Here is a 15,373-nt window from a genome sequence, read left to right on the forward strand (position 1 = left end):
CCCCGCCCGGGGGGGCTGGCCCGCGGCGGGGCGCCGCCCCCCGCCCCCGCCCGCGCGCCGGGGGCGGGCCGCGCGGCCGGCCCGCCGCCCCCCACAGTCGCGGATGGCGCCGGTCAGTCGTCCTGCGTCCGCCAGCTGCGGAAGACGGGCAGGTCGGGGGCGAGGCGGGCGAGAGCGTTCCAGGCGGTCAGGAAGCGGGCTCTGATCTCACGCGGGGGCCAGGGCGAGGCGCGCAGCTCCGCCGGAAGCAGAGGGTCCTCCTCGAGTCCCTGTCCGAGCCCCTCGATCAGCCGCAGCGCATAGGCCATCTGCGCGGCGCGCCCGGTGTCGCGTGCCGGCGGATGCGCCTCGTCCAGGAATCGCGAGATGGGCGCATAGGCCTCGATCGTCGCAGCGGCGGGCCAGAGCCGTTCCGCCGTGGAGAGGGGCGTCTCGCATCCGGGGCCGTCGATGGCGGACGCCACGATCGTGTACAGCTGCGCCAGAGCATCGGCGGGGAGCTCCTCGCCGAGCTCTCCGCCGAGGTCGTGCGGCGTCACGTACACGCCCGGGGTCAGCTGGGCCGCCCCGTAGCGCACGAGGGTGCGTCTCAGCGCATCGCGGGTCGCACGCTCCTGCTCCGGCACCGAGAAGGTGTGCAGTCGCCAGAGACCGTCCCAGGGGACGCCGCCCTCGTCCTGGGCATAGGCGAACTCGACGATCCTCGTGTCGGCGTGGAGGCGCGAGAGCCCGGCGGGCAGGAGGCGGATGACCCCGCGCCGTCCGCGGCCCTCCTGTTCGAGGACCCCGGCGTCGGCGAGGCGGCGCACCGCGAGACGGACCGCCTGCTCGGCGACGCCGACGGCGAGCCCGACGTCGTAGACGAAGGACAGATCGGCAGACCCCGTCCCCTCGAAGCAGGACTCCACGACGGTGCGGGGGGTGACCGCGATCTGCTCGGGGATCATCGTTCGGCCTTGCCGTCGGGGGTGCCCTCCCACGGGTAGTGGTGTGTTTGGAAGGCGGCCGCGATCGCGGTGCGTCCGCCCTCGACGTCATCCTCGAACAGCACGCGCCCCTCGGGGGACTCGATCTTGACCTTTCCGCCGCGGAGGTGCACCCCGGCGACCTGATCGCGGGTGACGATCCGCTGGTCATCGCCCTGCACGATCACGATCTGCGCGTCGGTGATGCGGAGGATGGCGCTCTCGTGGGTCAGGAAGAAGGCGATGATCAGCCCGACGACGCCGAGGACCGCGGGGCGTCCGATCGCCATGATCGGAGCGTCCAGAGAGCCGAGGAACCTCAGCACGTCCATGAAGGGGAGTGGGAGGGTCGACGCCCACTGGAGCATCCAGGGGAGGGCGAACCCGAGTCCGATGCCGGCGGCTCCGCAGACGACCCAGAGGAACACCTTGGTCTCGGTGGTCATGCTCAGGACCGTCTCGCGATCGGCGTCGACGGCGGATGGAAAAGAAGAATCGTTCATTATGAAAACGATCGTATCATCAACGATCATTTTCATTCTGAATGGTCGTGGCCTGCGAGCTGGTCCAGGAGATGGTCGATGACCTCGCCGAGCACGCCGAGCCCGTCGCGGACCCCGCCGGGCGATCCCGGCAGGTTCATCACGACGGTGCGCCCCGCGACGCCGGCAAGGCCCCGGCTGAGCAGGGAGGTCGGGGCGACCGCGGCTCCGCGGCGGCGGAGTTCCTCGGCGAGGCCGGGAAGCTCCGCGTCCAGCAGCGGCTTCGTCGCCTCGGGGGTGCGGTCGTCGGGCGACACCCCGGTTCCGCCGGTCGTGAGGAGGAGTTCCGGTGCGCCGGCGAGGGCCTGTCGCAGCGCCTCATGTACCTCGGCGTCCGGCACGACGGAGAGGGTGATCGCCGCGAAGCCGCGCGCGGTCAGCCAGTCCCTGATGACCGGACCGGTCCGATCGGCGTAGTGCCCGGCCGCCGCCCGCGTCGAGACGACGAGGACCGCCGCCGACCGAGCGGTCATTCCCGCGACCAGTCGCCGCTCTTGCCGCCGGACTTCGCGAGCACGCACACGTCCGTGATGACGGCGCGGTTGTCGACGGCCTTGATCATGTCGTAGAGGGTCAGCGCCGCGACGCTCGCGGCGGTCAGCGCCTCCATCTCCACGCCGGTCACCCCGGTCGTGATCGCGGTGGCGACGATGCGGACGCGGTCGCCCAGGGGCTCGAGGTCGACCGCGAGCTTCGTCAGCGGAAGGGGGTGGCAGAGCGGGATCAGCGCGGAGGTCTGCTTGGCGCCCATGATGCCGGCGATCCGTGCCGTGCCGAGCGCCTCGCCCTTGGGCAGCGACCCGTCGGCGATCCGGGCGACGACATCCTCGGTCGTCACCAGCACCGCCTGTGCGCGCGCCTCGCGGCGGGTGACGGCCTTGTCCGTCACGTCCACCATGTGCGCGGAGCCGTCGGCGCGCAGATGCGTCAGCTCACTCATCGATCCTCCAGACCTCGACCTCGGCGCCGGCCGGGAGCGCGTCGACGCCGATCGGCACGTGCACCAGGACCGTCGCCCGCGCGTAGTCGTGCAGCAGGTGCGAGCCCGGTGCTCCCACCTCGACGCTACCGTCCCCGCGCATCGCTCCGCGCCGGACCTGGTGCTTGCCGACGGGCGAGGACAGGGCGTGGGCGAGCGGGGCGATCTGCACGGGGCGCCGGGGCGGGAGCCCCGCGATCCCCCGGAGGACGGGGCGCAGGAACATCTCGAAGGAGAGGAGCGCCGAGACCGGGTTCCCGGGGAAGGCGATCACGGGGGCGTCGCGGACGGCATCGCCGAGGGCGAGGCGGGCGATGCCGAGGCCCTGTGGCCCGCCGGGCTGCATCGCCACCGGACCGAAGGCGACGCCGACGGGCTCCAGGGCGTCGCGGACGACCTCGAACGCCCCGGCGCTGACGCCGCCGGTCGTGAGGACGAGGTCGGCCTCGGGGTGCGCCAGGACCACGGCGAGGAGAGCGTCGGCGTCATCGGGCGCGAAGGCGGTGGCAACGACCGCACCGGACTCCCGGAGCGCCGCCGACAGCGAGGCGGTGTTCGCGTCGTGGATCTGGCCGGATCCGAGGGACTCTCCCGGCGGGCGCAGCTCGTGACCGGTGGACAGCAGCAGGACGACCGGACGCGGGCGCACGGGCGCCTCGGCGATCCCGGCGGCCGCCAGCGATCCGAGCTGTGCAGGACCGAGACGTGTCCCGACGGTGAGGATCACGGCGCCGGGAACGAGGTCGGCACCCGCCGCGCGCACGAAGGAGCCCGGCGCGACCGGGGCGGCGAAGGCGACCGTCGTGCCCTCGGGGACATCGTGACGGTCCGTTCCGCTTCCGCTGCCCGTCCCGCTGCCGATTCCGAGGAAGCGGGGCGGGTCGGCGGCCTCGATCGGCACGACCGCGTCCGCGCCGGCGGGGATCGGCGCACCGGTCATCACCGGCGCGGCCGTGCCTTCGCGGAGCTCCCCGATCGGATCCCCTGCGGCGCTCGTCCGCCCGACCGGGAGGCGGACGGGGGAGTCGGGGCCGGCGGATGCGAGATCGGCTGACCGGACCGCGTAGCCGTCCATCTGCGAGTTGGCGAAAGGGGGGACGGCGACGGTGCTGAGGACATCGGCGGCGAGGATCCGGCCCTCCGCCTCGGCGAGCGGCATGGTCTCGGCGGCGGAGGGGAGCTCGATCCGGGTTCGCAGCGGGGCGAGGAACGCCGCGACGGCCTGCGCGTGCTCGACGGGGGTGACGGGATGCGAGGGGGCCATCCGCTGACGTCCTTCCTGACGGGATCGGTTCGGGGGAGACGCGGAGCCGCTCAACCGCCCGCGAACGGGGGGAGGATGTCCACGGCGGCGCCGAGCGGGCGATCCGGGTCCCGGCTGACCCGCCCGTCGATGAGGAAGGACCCGGAGCGGAGCACGCGGGCCATCGGCTCGCCGTACCGACGCTCGAGCTCGTCGCGGAGCCCACCGAGGCTCGGGGAGCCGTCGAGGAGGATCTGCTCCTCCTCGCGTCCCGCCGCCTCCGAGGCCGCGGCGAAGTACCGCACCGTCACGATCGCCATGCGCCCATGATAGCCCGCGACACGGAATCGGATATTCGCATCATGGAAGAAAACGTCCACGGATGGTCGGCTCCTCGTAGACTTGCGCACATGCTCCCCCTCGTCGAGCCGGGTCCCGTCCTGGAGCCCGAGCGCATCGCCCGCTACAGCCGCCAGCTCATGCTGCCCGGATTCGGGGAGGACGCCCAGCGCCGGCTCCGCGCCGCCCGGGTGCTCGTGATCGGCGCCGGCGGGCTCGGCAGCGCCGTCGTCCCCCTCCTCGCCGGCACCGGGATCGGGACGATCGGGGTCCTCGACGACGATCGCGTCGAGCTGTCCAATCTGCCGCGCCAGCTCAGCCACGGGGTCGCGGACGTCGGCCGGCTCAAGACGGAGTCGCTCGCGGAGACCGTCCGCGCCATCGACCCGGAGTGCGACGTCGTCCTCCGCCGGGAGCGGGCGGATTCGGCGAACATCGTCGGCATCCTCTCCGGCTACGACCTCGTCATCGACGGCAGCGACAACTTCCCGACCAGGTATCTGATCAACGACGCGGCGGACCTCGCGGGAAAACCCCTGATCTGGGGATCGATCCTCCGCTTCCACGGCCAGGTGGGGGTGTCCTGGCGCGGCCGGGGACCGACCTTCCGCGATCTCTTCCCCGTGCCGCCCGCCGCCGACGGCGTGCTCTCCTGCGAGCTGGGCGGAGTGCTCCCGAGCCTCTGCGCCACGGTCGGCTCGCTCCTCGCGGCGGAGACGGTCAAGATCGTCACCGGCATCGGCGACCCCCTCATCGGGCGGGTGCTGTTCTACGACGCGCTCGCGGCGCGCACGCGCGAGATCGCCTTCGAGGCATCGGAGGACGCGGAGCCCGTGACCGGACTCATCGACTACGAGCTGTTCTGCGGGACCCGCGACGACACGATCCCCTCGCTCTCCGCCGCCGAGCTGCTGCGCCGGGTGCGCTCCGCCGAGACGGTCACTCTGTACGACGTGCGCGAGCCCGAGGAGATGCGCCGACGACGGATCCCCGGCGCCATCGCACTGCCCCTCGCACGCATCGAATCGGGGGAGGAACCGGAGCACGGGCCGGTGGATCGGCCGGAGCACGGGCCAGAGCACGGGCCGGAGCGCGATGGCGCGGTGGTCCTGTACTGCGAGCGCGATCCGCGTTCGCAGCGGGCCGCCCGGATCCTCCGCGAGCGGGGCCATGACGTGAGCTATCTGGTCGGCGGCATCAGGGCCTATGCGGCCGTGGGTGGGCGGACCACGGGCGAGGAGGAGCAGGCATGACCAGGTCGGATGCGATCATCACCGAGGAGCCTCTCGACGAGGCGGCGGTGCGGGAGGCCGTCGGCGCGGACGCCCACGGCGCGATCGTGCTGTTCTGCGGCGTCGTCCGCGACCACGACGGCGGCCGTGCAGTCCGTTCGCTGGACTATCGGGCACACCCCGATGCGCAGCGCTTCCTCTCCGAGATCGTGGAGCGGGTCCGCGCGGAGACCGGTGTGCTCGTCGCCGCCGCGCACCGTGTCGGCGATCTGCGGATCGGCGACGTCGCCCTGTACGCCGCCGCGTCCGCGGGGCATCGGGCGGAGGCCTTCGCCGTCTGCGAGCGTCTCGTGGAGGAGATCAAGCGCGGCGTGCCGATCTGGAAGCGTCAGCACTACGACGACGGCGTCTCGGAGTGGGTCGGGCTGTAGGCCTAGCTGAGTCCGGGCCGCAGCGGATCCTCAGCCGCCGATGTAGCTCATCTCGACGCGATCCCGGTCCGCGCGCAGCTCCGGCGTCAGCTCAGAGCGGATCTCGGAGTAGCGGTCGTCGCGGCCGGCCCAGATCGACGCCATCGCGGCCCCGAGCGCGGCATCGTCCGCGCCGTCGCGCAGCAGCGAGCGCAGGTCGTGCCCCTCGCTCGCGAACAGGCAGGTGAACAGTCGGCCCTCCGTGGAGATCCGCGCGCGGTTGCAGGTTCCGCAGAACGCGTTGGTCACCGCCGAGATGACGCCGATCTCGCCCGAGCGGTCCGTGTACCGCCAGCGCTTCGCGGTCTCGCCCGGCGCCGTCGCGCCGACGGCCTCGAGCGGGAAGGCCGCCCCGATCCGGTCGACGATCTCGGCCGAGGGGACGACGTCCTCCAGCGACCAACCGTTCGTGGCGCCCACGTCCATGTACTCGATGAACCGCAGCGTGTACGGGGTGCCCTTGAAGCGCGCCGCCATGTCGACGATCTCGCCGTCGTTGAGCCCGCGCTTGACGACCATGTTCAGCTTGATCGGACCGAGGCCCGCGCGATGGGCGGCGTCGATGCCGTCGAGCACCCGGGCCAGGGGGAAGCGCACGTCGTTCATGCGCTGGAAGAGCGCCTCGTCCAGCGAGTCGATCGAGACGGTCACCCGATCCAGGCCCGCAGCCTTCAGGGACGCGGACTTGACCGCGAGCGCCGAGCCGTTGGTGGTGAGCGCGATCTCGGGCTTAGAGCCGTCGGGAGTCCGCAGCGCGGCGAGCCGCGCGACGAGGTCCTCGATGCCGCGCCGGAGCAGCGGCTCGCCGCCGGTGAGCCGGAGCTTGCGCACGCCGTGGGCGACGGCGACCCGACAGATCCGCTCGATCTCGTCGAACGTCAGCAGTTCATCCCGATCGAGGAATGCATAGTCGCGACCGAATACCGCTCGAGGCATGCAGTACACGCAGCGGAAGTTGCAGCGGTCCGTGACCGAGATCCGGAGGTCCCGCATCGGGCGGGCGAAACGGTCGCGCAGATCGCCGGAGGATGGCAGCATCCGCGCGCCGCGCGGGGTCTCGACGGCACCGCGGACACCTCGTCCTGCACCCGCCATCGGCGTGATCGTCATCGCTCACTCCCTTTCGAGTGGTCAACCGTACACCGCTCAGCCGGTCCGTCGCACCGAGACGTCGTCCTCCGCGATCGAGAAGGCCAGTTGCCGGCCAGGACGGATGCCGATGGTGGCCGCGACGGTCGAGGGGCAGATGACGGCGACGTCCGGATGCTCCTCGGTGAGCAGTCGGACGCCGCCGGGAACCGGCTCCATGAGTGCCACGGTCCCCGTCCACGCGTTCACCCGGCCGGGCTCCGACCCGCCGCCGCTCGTGCCCTCCGCATCCCGGATCCGGACCGCGGAAGGGGCGAAGGCCGCGCTCCCCGCCTCGCCCTGTTGCAGTCCCTCGCCGGATCCCGCCCAGGCGAGGGAGGCGCCGTGCGCATCCGAGGTCCGGAGAAGCCCGTCCGGCCCCGCCGTCCCGATCAGGAGGTTCACCCCCGCGACCGCCGCGACGAACTCCGATCGCGGGTGGCCGAGGACCTCGGCGGTCGGCCCGTCCTGGATGACACGCCCGCCGTGCAGGATCACGGTGCGCGCGGCGAGCACGACGGCGTCCATCGGGTCGTGGGTCACCAGTACCATCGGCACCCCTGCCCGATCCCGCTGCTCGGCGATCAGCCGACGGGCGCGGGTCGCGGTCTGCGCGTCGAGGGCGGCGAAGGGCTCGTCCAGGAGCAGGGCGTCGGGGCGGGCCGCCAGCGCTCGGGCGATCGCGACGCGCTGCTGCTGTCCGCCGGAGAGGGCCGAGGGGCGTCGGTCCTCGAGGTCGCCGAGACCCACTTCCGCGAGCCAGTCCCTTGCCCGTTCGCGGGCCTCGCCGCGGCGCACGCCCTGCGCCCGGGAGCCGAAGGCGACGTTCTCCAGCGCTGACAGGTGCGGGAACAGCAGCGCTCGCTGGCCGAGGAGGCCGACGCGGCGATCCTCCGCCGGCAGACGGACACGGCGCCCCGCCGCACGGTCGGGCGTCGGGCCGTCCAGCATCCGTCCGTCCAGGACGATCTGACCGGAGACCTCATGCGCGTGCCCGGCGATCGCGCCGAGGAGGGTCGACTTGCCCGAGCCGTTCGGTCCGAGGACGGCCAGGATCTCCCCGGGGCGAGCCGTGAGGGCGGCCTCAAGCTGGAAGGAGCCGACACGGACGCGGACATCGACGTCGAGGCTCATCGGATCGTGTCCGCTCGCCAGCCGCGCATCAGCACGAGCACGGCCACCGCGACGAGGATCAGCAGGAGCGACAGCGCGATGGCGGTGTCCTCGCGGACCCCCGCGCCGTTGAAGGCGGTGTAGATCGCGAGGGGCATGGTCCTCGTGACCCCGGGGGCGTTGCCGGCGAACAGCGCGGTGGCGCCGAACTCGCCGAGTGCCCGGGCGAAGCACAGCACGGTCCCGGCGAGGAGGCCGGGTCCTGCCAGCGGCAGCGTCACCCGGCGGAAGACGGTGAAGGGCCGGGCGCCGAGGCTGGCGGCGACCCGCTCATGCCCGGTGCCCGCGGTCCGGAGCGCCCCCTCGACCGAGATGACCAGGAACGGCAGTGCCACGAAGACCTGGGCGATGACGACCGCCGCGGTGGTGAACGGGATGCGGATGCCTGCGACGGCGAGGACGCCGCCGAGCAGCCCGCTGCGTCCGAGCAGGGCGAGCAGCGCGATGCCGCCGACGAGCGGGGGGAGCACGAGCGGCAGGGTCGCCAGCGTGCGCAGGATCGCGGCGAGCCATCCGGGGCTCCGCGCGATCACGAGGGCGAGCGGGATCCCGAGGGCGACGCAGACCACGGTCGCGATCGTCGCCGTCGCCAGGGACAGGCCGAGGGCCTGCATCGCCTCGGGCGCCGTGATCGCCGCGGGGACCTGCGCCCAGTCCAGGCGCAGCAGCAGGGCGGCGAAGGGCAGGACGAGGAGCAGCGCCCCGAGCGCCGCCGGCAGCGCCAGCCAGACGGGAACGCGCGCCGCGATCGGAGACAATGTCCGATCGCGGCGCGCGGGGGGAGCGGCGAGGGTCATGGAGCCCCGAAGCCGAAGCCCGCGAGGACCTTCTGGCCGGCAGGAGACAGGACGAAGGCGACGAACGCCTCCGCCGCCCTCGGGTTGGGGGCGGCCTTCAGGGCCGCGATCGGATAGACGTTGGTCGCGTTCTCGGCGCCGTCGATCTGCACGCCGGTCACGGCGGATCCTGCCGCGGTGACATCGGTCCGGTAGACGATCCCGGCATCGGCCTCTCCCGATTTGACCTTGGCGAGCACGGCGCTGACGTTCTGCTCCTCGCTCGCGGGGGTCACCGTGACGCCGGCGGCGGTGAGGAGCGTCTTCGCGGCGTTCCCGCAGGGCACCTCCGGCGCACAGACCACGACGCTGTGCGCGGTGTCCGACAACGAGGCGAGCCCGTCCACGCCGTGCGGGTTGCCGGGGGCGACCGCGATCTGGAGCACGTTGGTCGCGAAGGGCACAGGCTCGACGGCGAGGGCGGCTTCCGTGACCTTGGCCATGTTCTTGCCGTCGGCGGAGGCGAACACGTCGGCCTGTGCGCCGTCGATGAGCTGGGTCGCGAGCACCGACGAGCCGTCGTAGGTGATCGGGACGACGTCCACGTCGGGGTTGGCCTTCTCGAAGTCCGCGGCGAGCTCGTCGAACGCCCCGCTGAGGGATGCGGCGGCGAACACGCGGAGCTCGCCGCTCGGCCCGTCGGCTGAGGCGGAGGAAGAGGCGGAGGAGGAGGGCGATCCCGACGGCTGTGCGGACGAGCCGCCCGCGCAGGAGGCGAGGGCGAGGGCGGCGGCGACGGTGCAGGACGCCACGGCGATGCGGCGGGACACGGCGGCGATGCCGCGGGTGCGGGGTGCGCTCATCGCTGGGGTTCCTTGTCCGTCTCGACGATGACCATGGTCGCTTTGACCACGGCGACGCCCTTGGTGCCGACCTCCAGGCCCATCTCGCGGGCCGCCTCCGCCGACATGAGCGACACGACCCGATGCGGGCCGCACTGCAGCTCGACCTGGGCCATGAGCCCGTCGACCTGCACCTTGGTCACGAGGCCGACGAACCGATTCCTGGCGCTTCTGCGCACGTCTCCGACGTCGGACACCTCCGCCGCCAGTGCCTTGGCCCGGGCGGCGAGCTCTGCACCGGGGACGACCTGGCGCCCCGCGGCGTCGAGCGAGATCGAGAGGATGCCGTCGTTGGCCCATCGGCGCACGGTGTCATCGCTGACCCCCACGAGTGCCGCTGCCTCACTTATCCGAAAATGCGTCATAAAGGGGACAATATCTCCGTGGGTACGGATATGCAAGAGAAAATCTCGTATAGTGGAAGAGCAATTCCGAAAATGCTGGACGGGGTGGGGTTTCGCTGTTACAGTCGATCCCGCCCCCGGATGCCGCACGAGGAACCGGCGAGGGCCAGGAAAGGCAGCACAGCGGATCGACGAGGATTCCGCGACACCCGATGATCCCCTCGTCGACGCCGCGATGACAGCAAGGAAGCTCTCCGTCATGAACACCATCGGAATCACCCCGTCCGACTCGGCGAACGCCGCGGACACCCAGCCGACGCCCGCCGAGTACCTGGCGCGCGCCGTCGAGCTCGCGACCGAGAACGTCCGGAACGCCGGCGGGCCCTTCGGCGCCATCGTCGTCTCGGCCGACGGACGCGTCTTCGAGGGCGTCAACCGCGTCACCGCGAATCTGGACCCGTCGGCACACGCGGAGGTGACCGCGATCCGCAACGCATGCCAGGGGCTCGGCACCTTCGACCTCACCGGCGCCGTCCTCTACACCAGCTGCGAGCCGTGCCCGATGTGCCTGGCGACGTCGCTCTGGGCGCGGGTCGAGCGGGTCTACTTCGCCGCGGACCGCGAGGACGCCGCGGATGCCGGCTTCGACGACGCGGTCTTCTACCGTTACTTCGAGGGCACGGACGCGGACCGCGCGATCATGCCGGTCGCGCAGGAGGCGCTCCCGGCCGATCGTCGCGTGGCACCGTTCACCGAGTGGAGCCAGACGGCCGCTCGCACCGAGTACTGACTTCCATCCCATCTGAAGATCGAGCAGGAGAGCACTTTCATGTCTCAGACCGCCGAAGTCCGCGAAGAAGCGGACGCCCCTGAACCCGTCTCGAAGACGAGCGGGCTTGACCGTTTCTTCGAGATCACCAAGCGTGGCTCCACCGTCGGGCGGGAGATCCGCGGTGGGATCGTCACGTTCGTGACGATGGCCTACATCGTCATCCTCAACCCCCTGATCCTCGGCGGCGCCGCGGATGTCGAGGGCCATGCCCTGGAGGCCGCGCAGATCGGCGCCGCGACCGGACTCACCGCCGGCGTCATGACCATCCTCTTCGGCGTCTTCGCACGCCTTCCCTTCGCGATCGCCGCCGGCCTCGGGATCAACTCGTTCCTCGCGGTCTCGGTCGTCGGTCAGGTGACGTGGCAGGAGGCCATGGGCCTGGTCATGATCAACGGCATCATCATCGTGCTGCTCGGGGCGACCGGAGCGCGGACCGCGATCTTCAAGGCGGTGCCGCAGGCGCTCAAGGCCGCGATCACCGTCGGCATCGGCCTGTTCATCGCCTTCATCGGCTTCGTCGACTCCGGCTTCGTCAACCGCACGCCCGGCGGACCGCCCGTGCAGCTCGGCGACGGCGGGTCGATCACGTCCGTGCCGACCCTCATCTTCCTGCTCGGCCTCATCGTGATCGGGATCCTGGTGGCCCGTCGCGTCCCCGGCGGCATCCTGATCGGCATCGTCGCCACGACGATCATCGCGATCATCGTCCAGGCGATCCTCAAGCTCGGTCCGAGCTTCAAGGAGCCGGGCGGATGGCACATGACCATCCCCGAGATCCCGGGCTCCCTCGTCACGATCCCGGACTTCGGCCTCATCGGGCAGTTCGATCTGTTCGGCTCCTTCGGCCGGATCGGTGCGCTCTCGGCGACCATGCTCGTCTTCACCCTCGTGTTCTCGAACTTCTTCGACGCGATGGGCACCATGACGGGCCTCGCGAAGAACGCCGGGCTCGCCGCGAAGGACGGGACCTTCCCCCGCCTGCGCTCCGCCTTCGTCGTCGAAGGCCTCGGCGCCGTCGCCGGAGGGGCGACCTCCACCTCCTCGAACACCGTCTACGTGGACAGCGCCTCCGGCATCGGGGAGGGGGCTCGAACGGGTCTGGCCTCCCTCACCGTCGGTGTTCTCTTCCTGCTGTCGATGTTCCTGACGCCGCTCACCCTGGTCGTCCCGATCGAGGTCGGCTCGGCAGCGCTGGTGGTGGTCGGCGCGATGATGATGGCGCAGATCCGCGAGATCCGCTTCGACAAGTTCGCCGTCGCGCTCCCCGCGTTCCTGACGATCGTGACCATGCCGCTGACCTACTCGATCGCCAACGGCATCGGCGTCGGCTTCATCTCCTGGGCGCTGGTCAACGCGCTCTCCGGTCGCTCCCGCAAGGTGCACTGGCTGATGTGGCTGGTCGCCGCCGGGTTCGCGCTGTACTTCGTGCGCGGACCGATCGAGAGCCTTCTGGCGGGCTGACGCCCGGCAACGATCGTGCCCCGACCGCCTCACGGCGAGCCGGGGCACGGTCGTTCGACGGTGACTTTCCACGATGGATGAGGGGGATGGCATGATGCGACCTGCCGCGGAGAGGACCCCGTCCACCTCGGTGTGGCGCACGCCCGGCATGCCCGCGCTCGTCGTCATGGCCGTGGCCGGCTTCTCCGGCTACGCACTGCTCATGCCCGTCGCGCCGCTGTGGGCGGCCCACGGCGGCGCGGACGCGACCGGGACGGGCCTGGTCACCGGCGTCTTCATGCTCTGCACTGTCCTCGCCCAGCTCTTCGTCCCCGCGGCCCTTCGGCGGCTGGGCTGGACACCGGTCCTCGTCGCCGGCCTCCTCCTGCTCGGGCTCCCCGCACTCGCGCTCCTGTTCTCCGATGAGCTGGTGCCGGTGCTCGCGATCGCGGCGGTGCGCGGCGCCGGCTTCGCGATCCTCACGGTCGCGGGGAGCAGCGCCGTGGCCGAGCTCGTGGAGCCCGCCCGGCGGGGGAGGGCGATCGGTGTGTTCGGACTCGGGATCGCCGGTCCTCAGGTCATCCTCCTGCCGCTCGCTCCCTGGGTCGCCGAGCATCTCGGGTTCGGGGTCGTCTTCGCCGCGGCGGCCTGCCCTGTGCTCGGTGTCCTCGGGGCGATCCGGCTCGGCCGGCGCCTTGACGCGTTGCCGGAGCACCCGGAACCGGAGCACGCGGACCTTCACGGCGGGCTCCGCCGCTTCCGCGGTCTCCTCCCGCCGGTCGTGCTGCTCCTGGGGGTGACGCTCGCGGGCGGCGCCCTGCTGACATTCACCCCGCAGCTCGCGCCGGACGCGACCATGACGATGGTCGGGCTCCTGCTGCTCACGGGTCTCGCGGCCCTCGTCCGCTGGGGGATCGGCCACGTCGCCGACCGGTTCGGCCCCCGGCGTCTCCTCTGGCCGTTCGTGATCGTCACGGCCTTGGGGCTCGGCCTCGTCTCCTGGTCGGTGGCTGGCGGAGGCGGGGGCGTCGCGTTCCTGGCGGGGATGGCGCTCGTCGGCGTGAGCTACGGCGGATTGCAGACCTTGACGATGGGCGCCGCGTTCGCGGCCGTGCCGCGGCGGGACCAGGTCGTCGCGAGCGCGGTGTGGAACATCGGGTTCGACGCGGGGACCGGGATCGGGGCCGTCGTGGTCGGTGCGATCGCGACCGGCTCCAGCTTCTCGACGGCTCTGCTCGCCGCGGCGGCGATCTCGATCGTCACCCTTCCGCTCGCGTTCGTCCGTGGGCGCAGGCAGCCCGCGTCGACTGCCGACGGGGACCGAGCGGGCTGAGCGCGAGCGCTCAGCCTCGGCCGATGAAGGGCATCCCCGCCGCCGTCACGGTCAGCTGGGGGACGCTCACCTCCAGCGGCAGCCGGGCGAGGCGCACGACGAGGTCGGAGACGTGGCCGACGTCCATCGTCGGCTCGGGGCGGCGGGAGCCGTCCGCCTGGAGCGCGCCGTCGCCGACGAGCGCGTCCACGAGGCCGGTCCGCGCGTTCCCGATGTCGAGCTGGGTCGCGGTGATCCGGAACGGTCGCCCGTCCAGCTCAATCGACTTGGTGAGCCCGGCGATGGCGTGCTTGGTCGTGGTGTAGGCGACCGATCTCGGGCGCGGCGACTGGGCGGAGACCGAGCCGTTGTCGATGATGCGGCCGCCCGCTGGTGTCTGCGCGCGCATCTGGCGGAACGCCGCGCCCGCGCACAGCACGGCACCCGTGACGTTGACGGCGAGGACGGCCTCCCAGTCGGCGGGATCCAGCTCGCCGACGTCCGCGGAGGGACCGAAGACCCCGGCGTTGTTGACGAGGACGTCCAGGCGCCCGAAGCGCGCCACGTGTGCGGACATCATCCGTTCCACCTGGGCGTGGTCGGTCACGTCGGCCTCGACCACGAGGGCGAGCGGATGCGTCGTCCCGTCGACGAGCGCGGTCTCCTGCAAGGGTCCCTGCCGCCGCCCGACCAGGGTCACGGAGAAGCCGTCCGCGAGGAGCGCGCGGGCGATCGCGCGGCCGATGCCACTGCCGGCCCCCGTGACCAGAGCGGCGGGCGTGACCAGGGCAGCGGGCGTGACCAGGGCAGCGGGCGTGACCAGGGCAGCGGGCGCGGTCATGCGTCGTCCTCAGTGGCGCGGGGGACCTCGACGGGTGCCGCGTCGTCGATCAGCTGGAGGATGCGGGCGGCGACGCTCACCGCGATGACCGCCGGCTGCTTGCCCGAGACCTCGGGGATGCCGATGGGCGTCGTCACCCGTCCCAGGGAATCGTCGTCCTGGCCGAGCTCGCGGAGCTTCTTCTGGAACCGCGTCCACTTGGACGAGGACCCGATGAGCCCGATCGAGCCGAGACCCTCCGTGCGCAGCGACTGATCGACCACGGCGAGGTCCTCGACATGATCGTGGGTCATCACCAGGACGTGGGTTCCCGGCGGCAGGTCCGCGAGCGCGGCCTCCGGCACCGGGGCATGGATCGGTCGGACGCGGGCGACGGCGTCGCCGAGCGCGCCGGATCGTCCGGGGACGCCGATGCGGTCAGCGGCGAGCATTTCCGCCCGGGAATCGATCAGGAACAGGTCCAGCTCGTGTCGGGCGAGGATGCGCGCGAGCTCGAGTCCGACGTGTCCGAGTCCGAACACCGCGACGGCGGGCACCACGCGGATGGGTTCGAGCAGCATGGTGACCTCTCCTCCGCAGCACTGCACGCCGTACTCCGTCGTGGCCTTGTCGCTGAGCGTGAGCACGAGGAGCTCGGGCTCGGCGGCGCCCGAGGCGAGCATGCCGCGTGCGCGCTCGATCGCCGTCGCCTCGAGGTTGCCGCCGCCGACCGTGCCGAAGACCGCGTCGGGGGAGACGACCATCTTCGCGCCGCCGTTGCGCGGGGCATGCCCACGGACGACCGCCAGCGTCACGACCACGGCGGGGGTTCGCCGGGTGCGCAGATCCTGGAGGGCGTCCAGCCAGTCCATGCTC

18 protein-coding genes are annotated in these 15,373 nt (G+C 72.0%); 5 read left to right on the forward strand and 13 right to left on the reverse strand.

All coding sequences use genetic code 11. From position 1 onward, the window contains the following. Positions 1–113: 113 nt before the first annotated feature. The 6 genes from J2Y69_RS11590 to J2Y69_RS11615 form a co-directional block, all read right to left on the reverse strand. Positions 114–947, reverse strand: coding sequence for a PaaX family transcriptional regulator (locus tag J2Y69_RS11590; protein WP_310020814.1), 834 nt, complete (start codon positions 945–947; stop codon positions 114–116). Then, positions 944–1,411: a YqeB family protein gene (locus J2Y69_RS11595; protein ID WP_310020816.1), complete on the reverse strand. Its 468-nt coding sequence runs from the start codon at positions 1,409–1,411 to the stop codon at positions 944–946. Before J2Y69_RS11595 ends, J2Y69_RS11590 begins: the two co-directional genes overlap by 4 nt. Positions 1,412–1,500: 89 nt before the next feature. Continuing rightward, positions 1,501–1,980 (reverse strand): MogA/MoaB family molybdenum cofactor biosynthesis protein, encoded by a 480-nt coding sequence (locus J2Y69_RS11600; protein WP_310020818.1) that lies wholly within the window; start codon positions 1,978–1,980, stop codon positions 1,501–1,503. Continuing rightward, complete coding sequence (gene moaC / locus J2Y69_RS11605; RefSeq protein ID WP_310020820.1) at positions 1,977–2,447, reverse strand: cyclic pyranopterin monophosphate synthase MoaC; 471 nt, start codon at positions 2,445–2,447, stop codon at positions 1,977–1,979. Before moaC ends, J2Y69_RS11600 begins: the two co-directional genes overlap by 4 nt. Further along, complete coding sequence (locus tag J2Y69_RS11610) at positions 2,440–3,750, reverse strand: molybdopterin molybdotransferase MoeA (protein WP_310020822.1); 1,311 nt, start codon at positions 3,748–3,750, stop codon at positions 2,440–2,442. Before J2Y69_RS11610 ends, moaC begins: the two co-directional genes overlap by 8 nt. 50 nt (positions 3,751–3,800) lie before the next feature. Further along, positions 3,801–4,049 (reverse strand): MoaD/ThiS family protein, encoded by a 249-nt coding sequence (locus tag J2Y69_RS11615; protein WP_310020824.1) that lies wholly within the window; start codon positions 4,047–4,049, stop codon positions 3,801–3,803. A gap of 90 nt (positions 4,050–4,139) precedes the next feature. Here J2Y69_RS11615 and J2Y69_RS11620 point away from each other — a divergent pair, with 90 nt between their 5' ends. After that, complete coding sequence (locus tag J2Y69_RS11620; protein ID WP_310020826.1) at positions 4,140–5,321, forward strand: ThiF family adenylyltransferase; 1,182 nt, start codon at positions 4,140–4,142, stop codon at positions 5,319–5,321. Further along, positions 5,318–5,731, forward strand: a complete 414-nt coding sequence (locus J2Y69_RS11625; protein ID WP_310020828.1) for a molybdenum cofactor biosynthesis protein MoaE — start codon at positions 5,318–5,320, stop codon at positions 5,729–5,731. Before J2Y69_RS11620 ends, J2Y69_RS11625 begins: the two co-directional genes overlap by 4 nt. Before the next feature lie 30 nt (positions 5,732–5,761). On the opposite strand, the gene moaA is transcribed toward J2Y69_RS11625, so the two are convergent. From moaA to J2Y69_RS11650, 5 genes are read right to left on the reverse strand one after another with little or no spacing between them, the layout of a single operon-like run. Continuing rightward, entirely contained in the window at positions 5,762–6,880 is a 1,119-nt protein-coding gene (moaA, locus tag J2Y69_RS11630; protein WP_310020829.1) for a GTP 3',8-cyclase MoaA, read from the reverse strand. Between the two features lie 36 nt (positions 6,881–6,916). After that, positions 6,917–8,032, reverse strand: coding sequence for a sulfate/molybdate ABC transporter ATP-binding protein (locus tag J2Y69_RS11635; RefSeq protein ID WP_310020831.1), 1,116 nt, complete (start codon positions 8,030–8,032; stop codon positions 6,917–6,919). Further along, positions 8,029–8,868: an ABC transporter permease gene (locus J2Y69_RS11640; RefSeq protein ID WP_310020833.1), complete on the reverse strand. Its 840-nt coding sequence runs from the start codon at positions 8,866–8,868 to the stop codon at positions 8,029–8,031. Before J2Y69_RS11640 ends, J2Y69_RS11635 begins: the two co-directional genes overlap by 4 nt. Beyond that, complete coding sequence (gene modA, locus J2Y69_RS11645; protein ID WP_310020834.1) at positions 8,865–9,710, reverse strand: molybdate ABC transporter substrate-binding protein; 846 nt, start codon at positions 9,708–9,710, stop codon at positions 8,865–8,867. The genes J2Y69_RS11640 and modA overlap by 4 nt, the downstream gene beginning before the upstream one ends. Beyond that, positions 9,707–10,114 (reverse strand): TOBE domain-containing protein, encoded by a 408-nt coding sequence (locus tag J2Y69_RS11650; RefSeq protein WP_310020835.1) that lies wholly within the window; start codon positions 10,112–10,114, stop codon positions 9,707–9,709. The genes modA and J2Y69_RS11650 overlap by 4 nt, the downstream gene beginning before the upstream one ends. A gap of 238 nt (positions 10,115–10,352) precedes the next feature. Between J2Y69_RS11650 and J2Y69_RS11655 the strand changes: the two genes are divergently transcribed. From J2Y69_RS11655 to J2Y69_RS11665, 3 genes are all read left to right on the forward strand, one after another. Next, positions 10,353–10,883: a nucleoside deaminase gene (locus tag J2Y69_RS11655; protein WP_310020836.1), complete on the forward strand. Its 531-nt coding sequence runs from the start codon at positions 10,353–10,355 to the stop codon at positions 10,881–10,883. A gap of 39 nt (positions 10,884–10,922) precedes the next feature. Beyond that, the gene (locus tag J2Y69_RS11660) at positions 10,923–12,386 is read left to right on the forward strand and encodes an NCS2 family permease (RefSeq protein WP_310020837.1); all 1,464 of its coding nucleotides are present in this window, start codon (positions 10,923–10,925) and stop codon (positions 12,384–12,386) included. Between the two features lie 91 nt (positions 12,387–12,477). Beyond that, the gene (locus tag J2Y69_RS11665; RefSeq protein WP_310020838.1) at positions 12,478–13,698 is read left to right on the forward strand and encodes an MFS transporter; all 1,221 of its coding nucleotides are present in this window, start codon (positions 12,478–12,480) and stop codon (positions 13,696–13,698) included. Between the two features lie 10 nt (positions 13,699–13,708). On the opposite strand, the gene J2Y69_RS11670 is transcribed toward J2Y69_RS11665, so the two are convergent. Next, positions 13,709–14,518: an SDR family oxidoreductase gene (locus J2Y69_RS11670; protein ID WP_310020839.1), complete on the reverse strand. Its 810-nt coding sequence runs from the start codon at positions 14,516–14,518 to the stop codon at positions 13,709–13,711. After that, positions 14,515–15,369, reverse strand: coding sequence for a xanthine dehydrogenase accessory protein XdhC (xdhC, locus tag J2Y69_RS11675; RefSeq protein ID WP_310020840.1), 855 nt, complete (start codon positions 15,367–15,369; stop codon positions 14,515–14,517). The genes J2Y69_RS11670 and xdhC overlap by 4 nt, the downstream gene beginning before the upstream one ends. Positions 15,370–15,373: the final 4 nt, after the last annotated feature.

The sequence above is a fragment of the Microbacterium resistens genome, assembly GCF_031456305.1.
GTDB classification, from domain to species: Bacteria; Actinomycetota; Actinomycetes; order Actinomycetales; family Microbacteriaceae; genus Microbacterium; species Microbacterium resistens_A.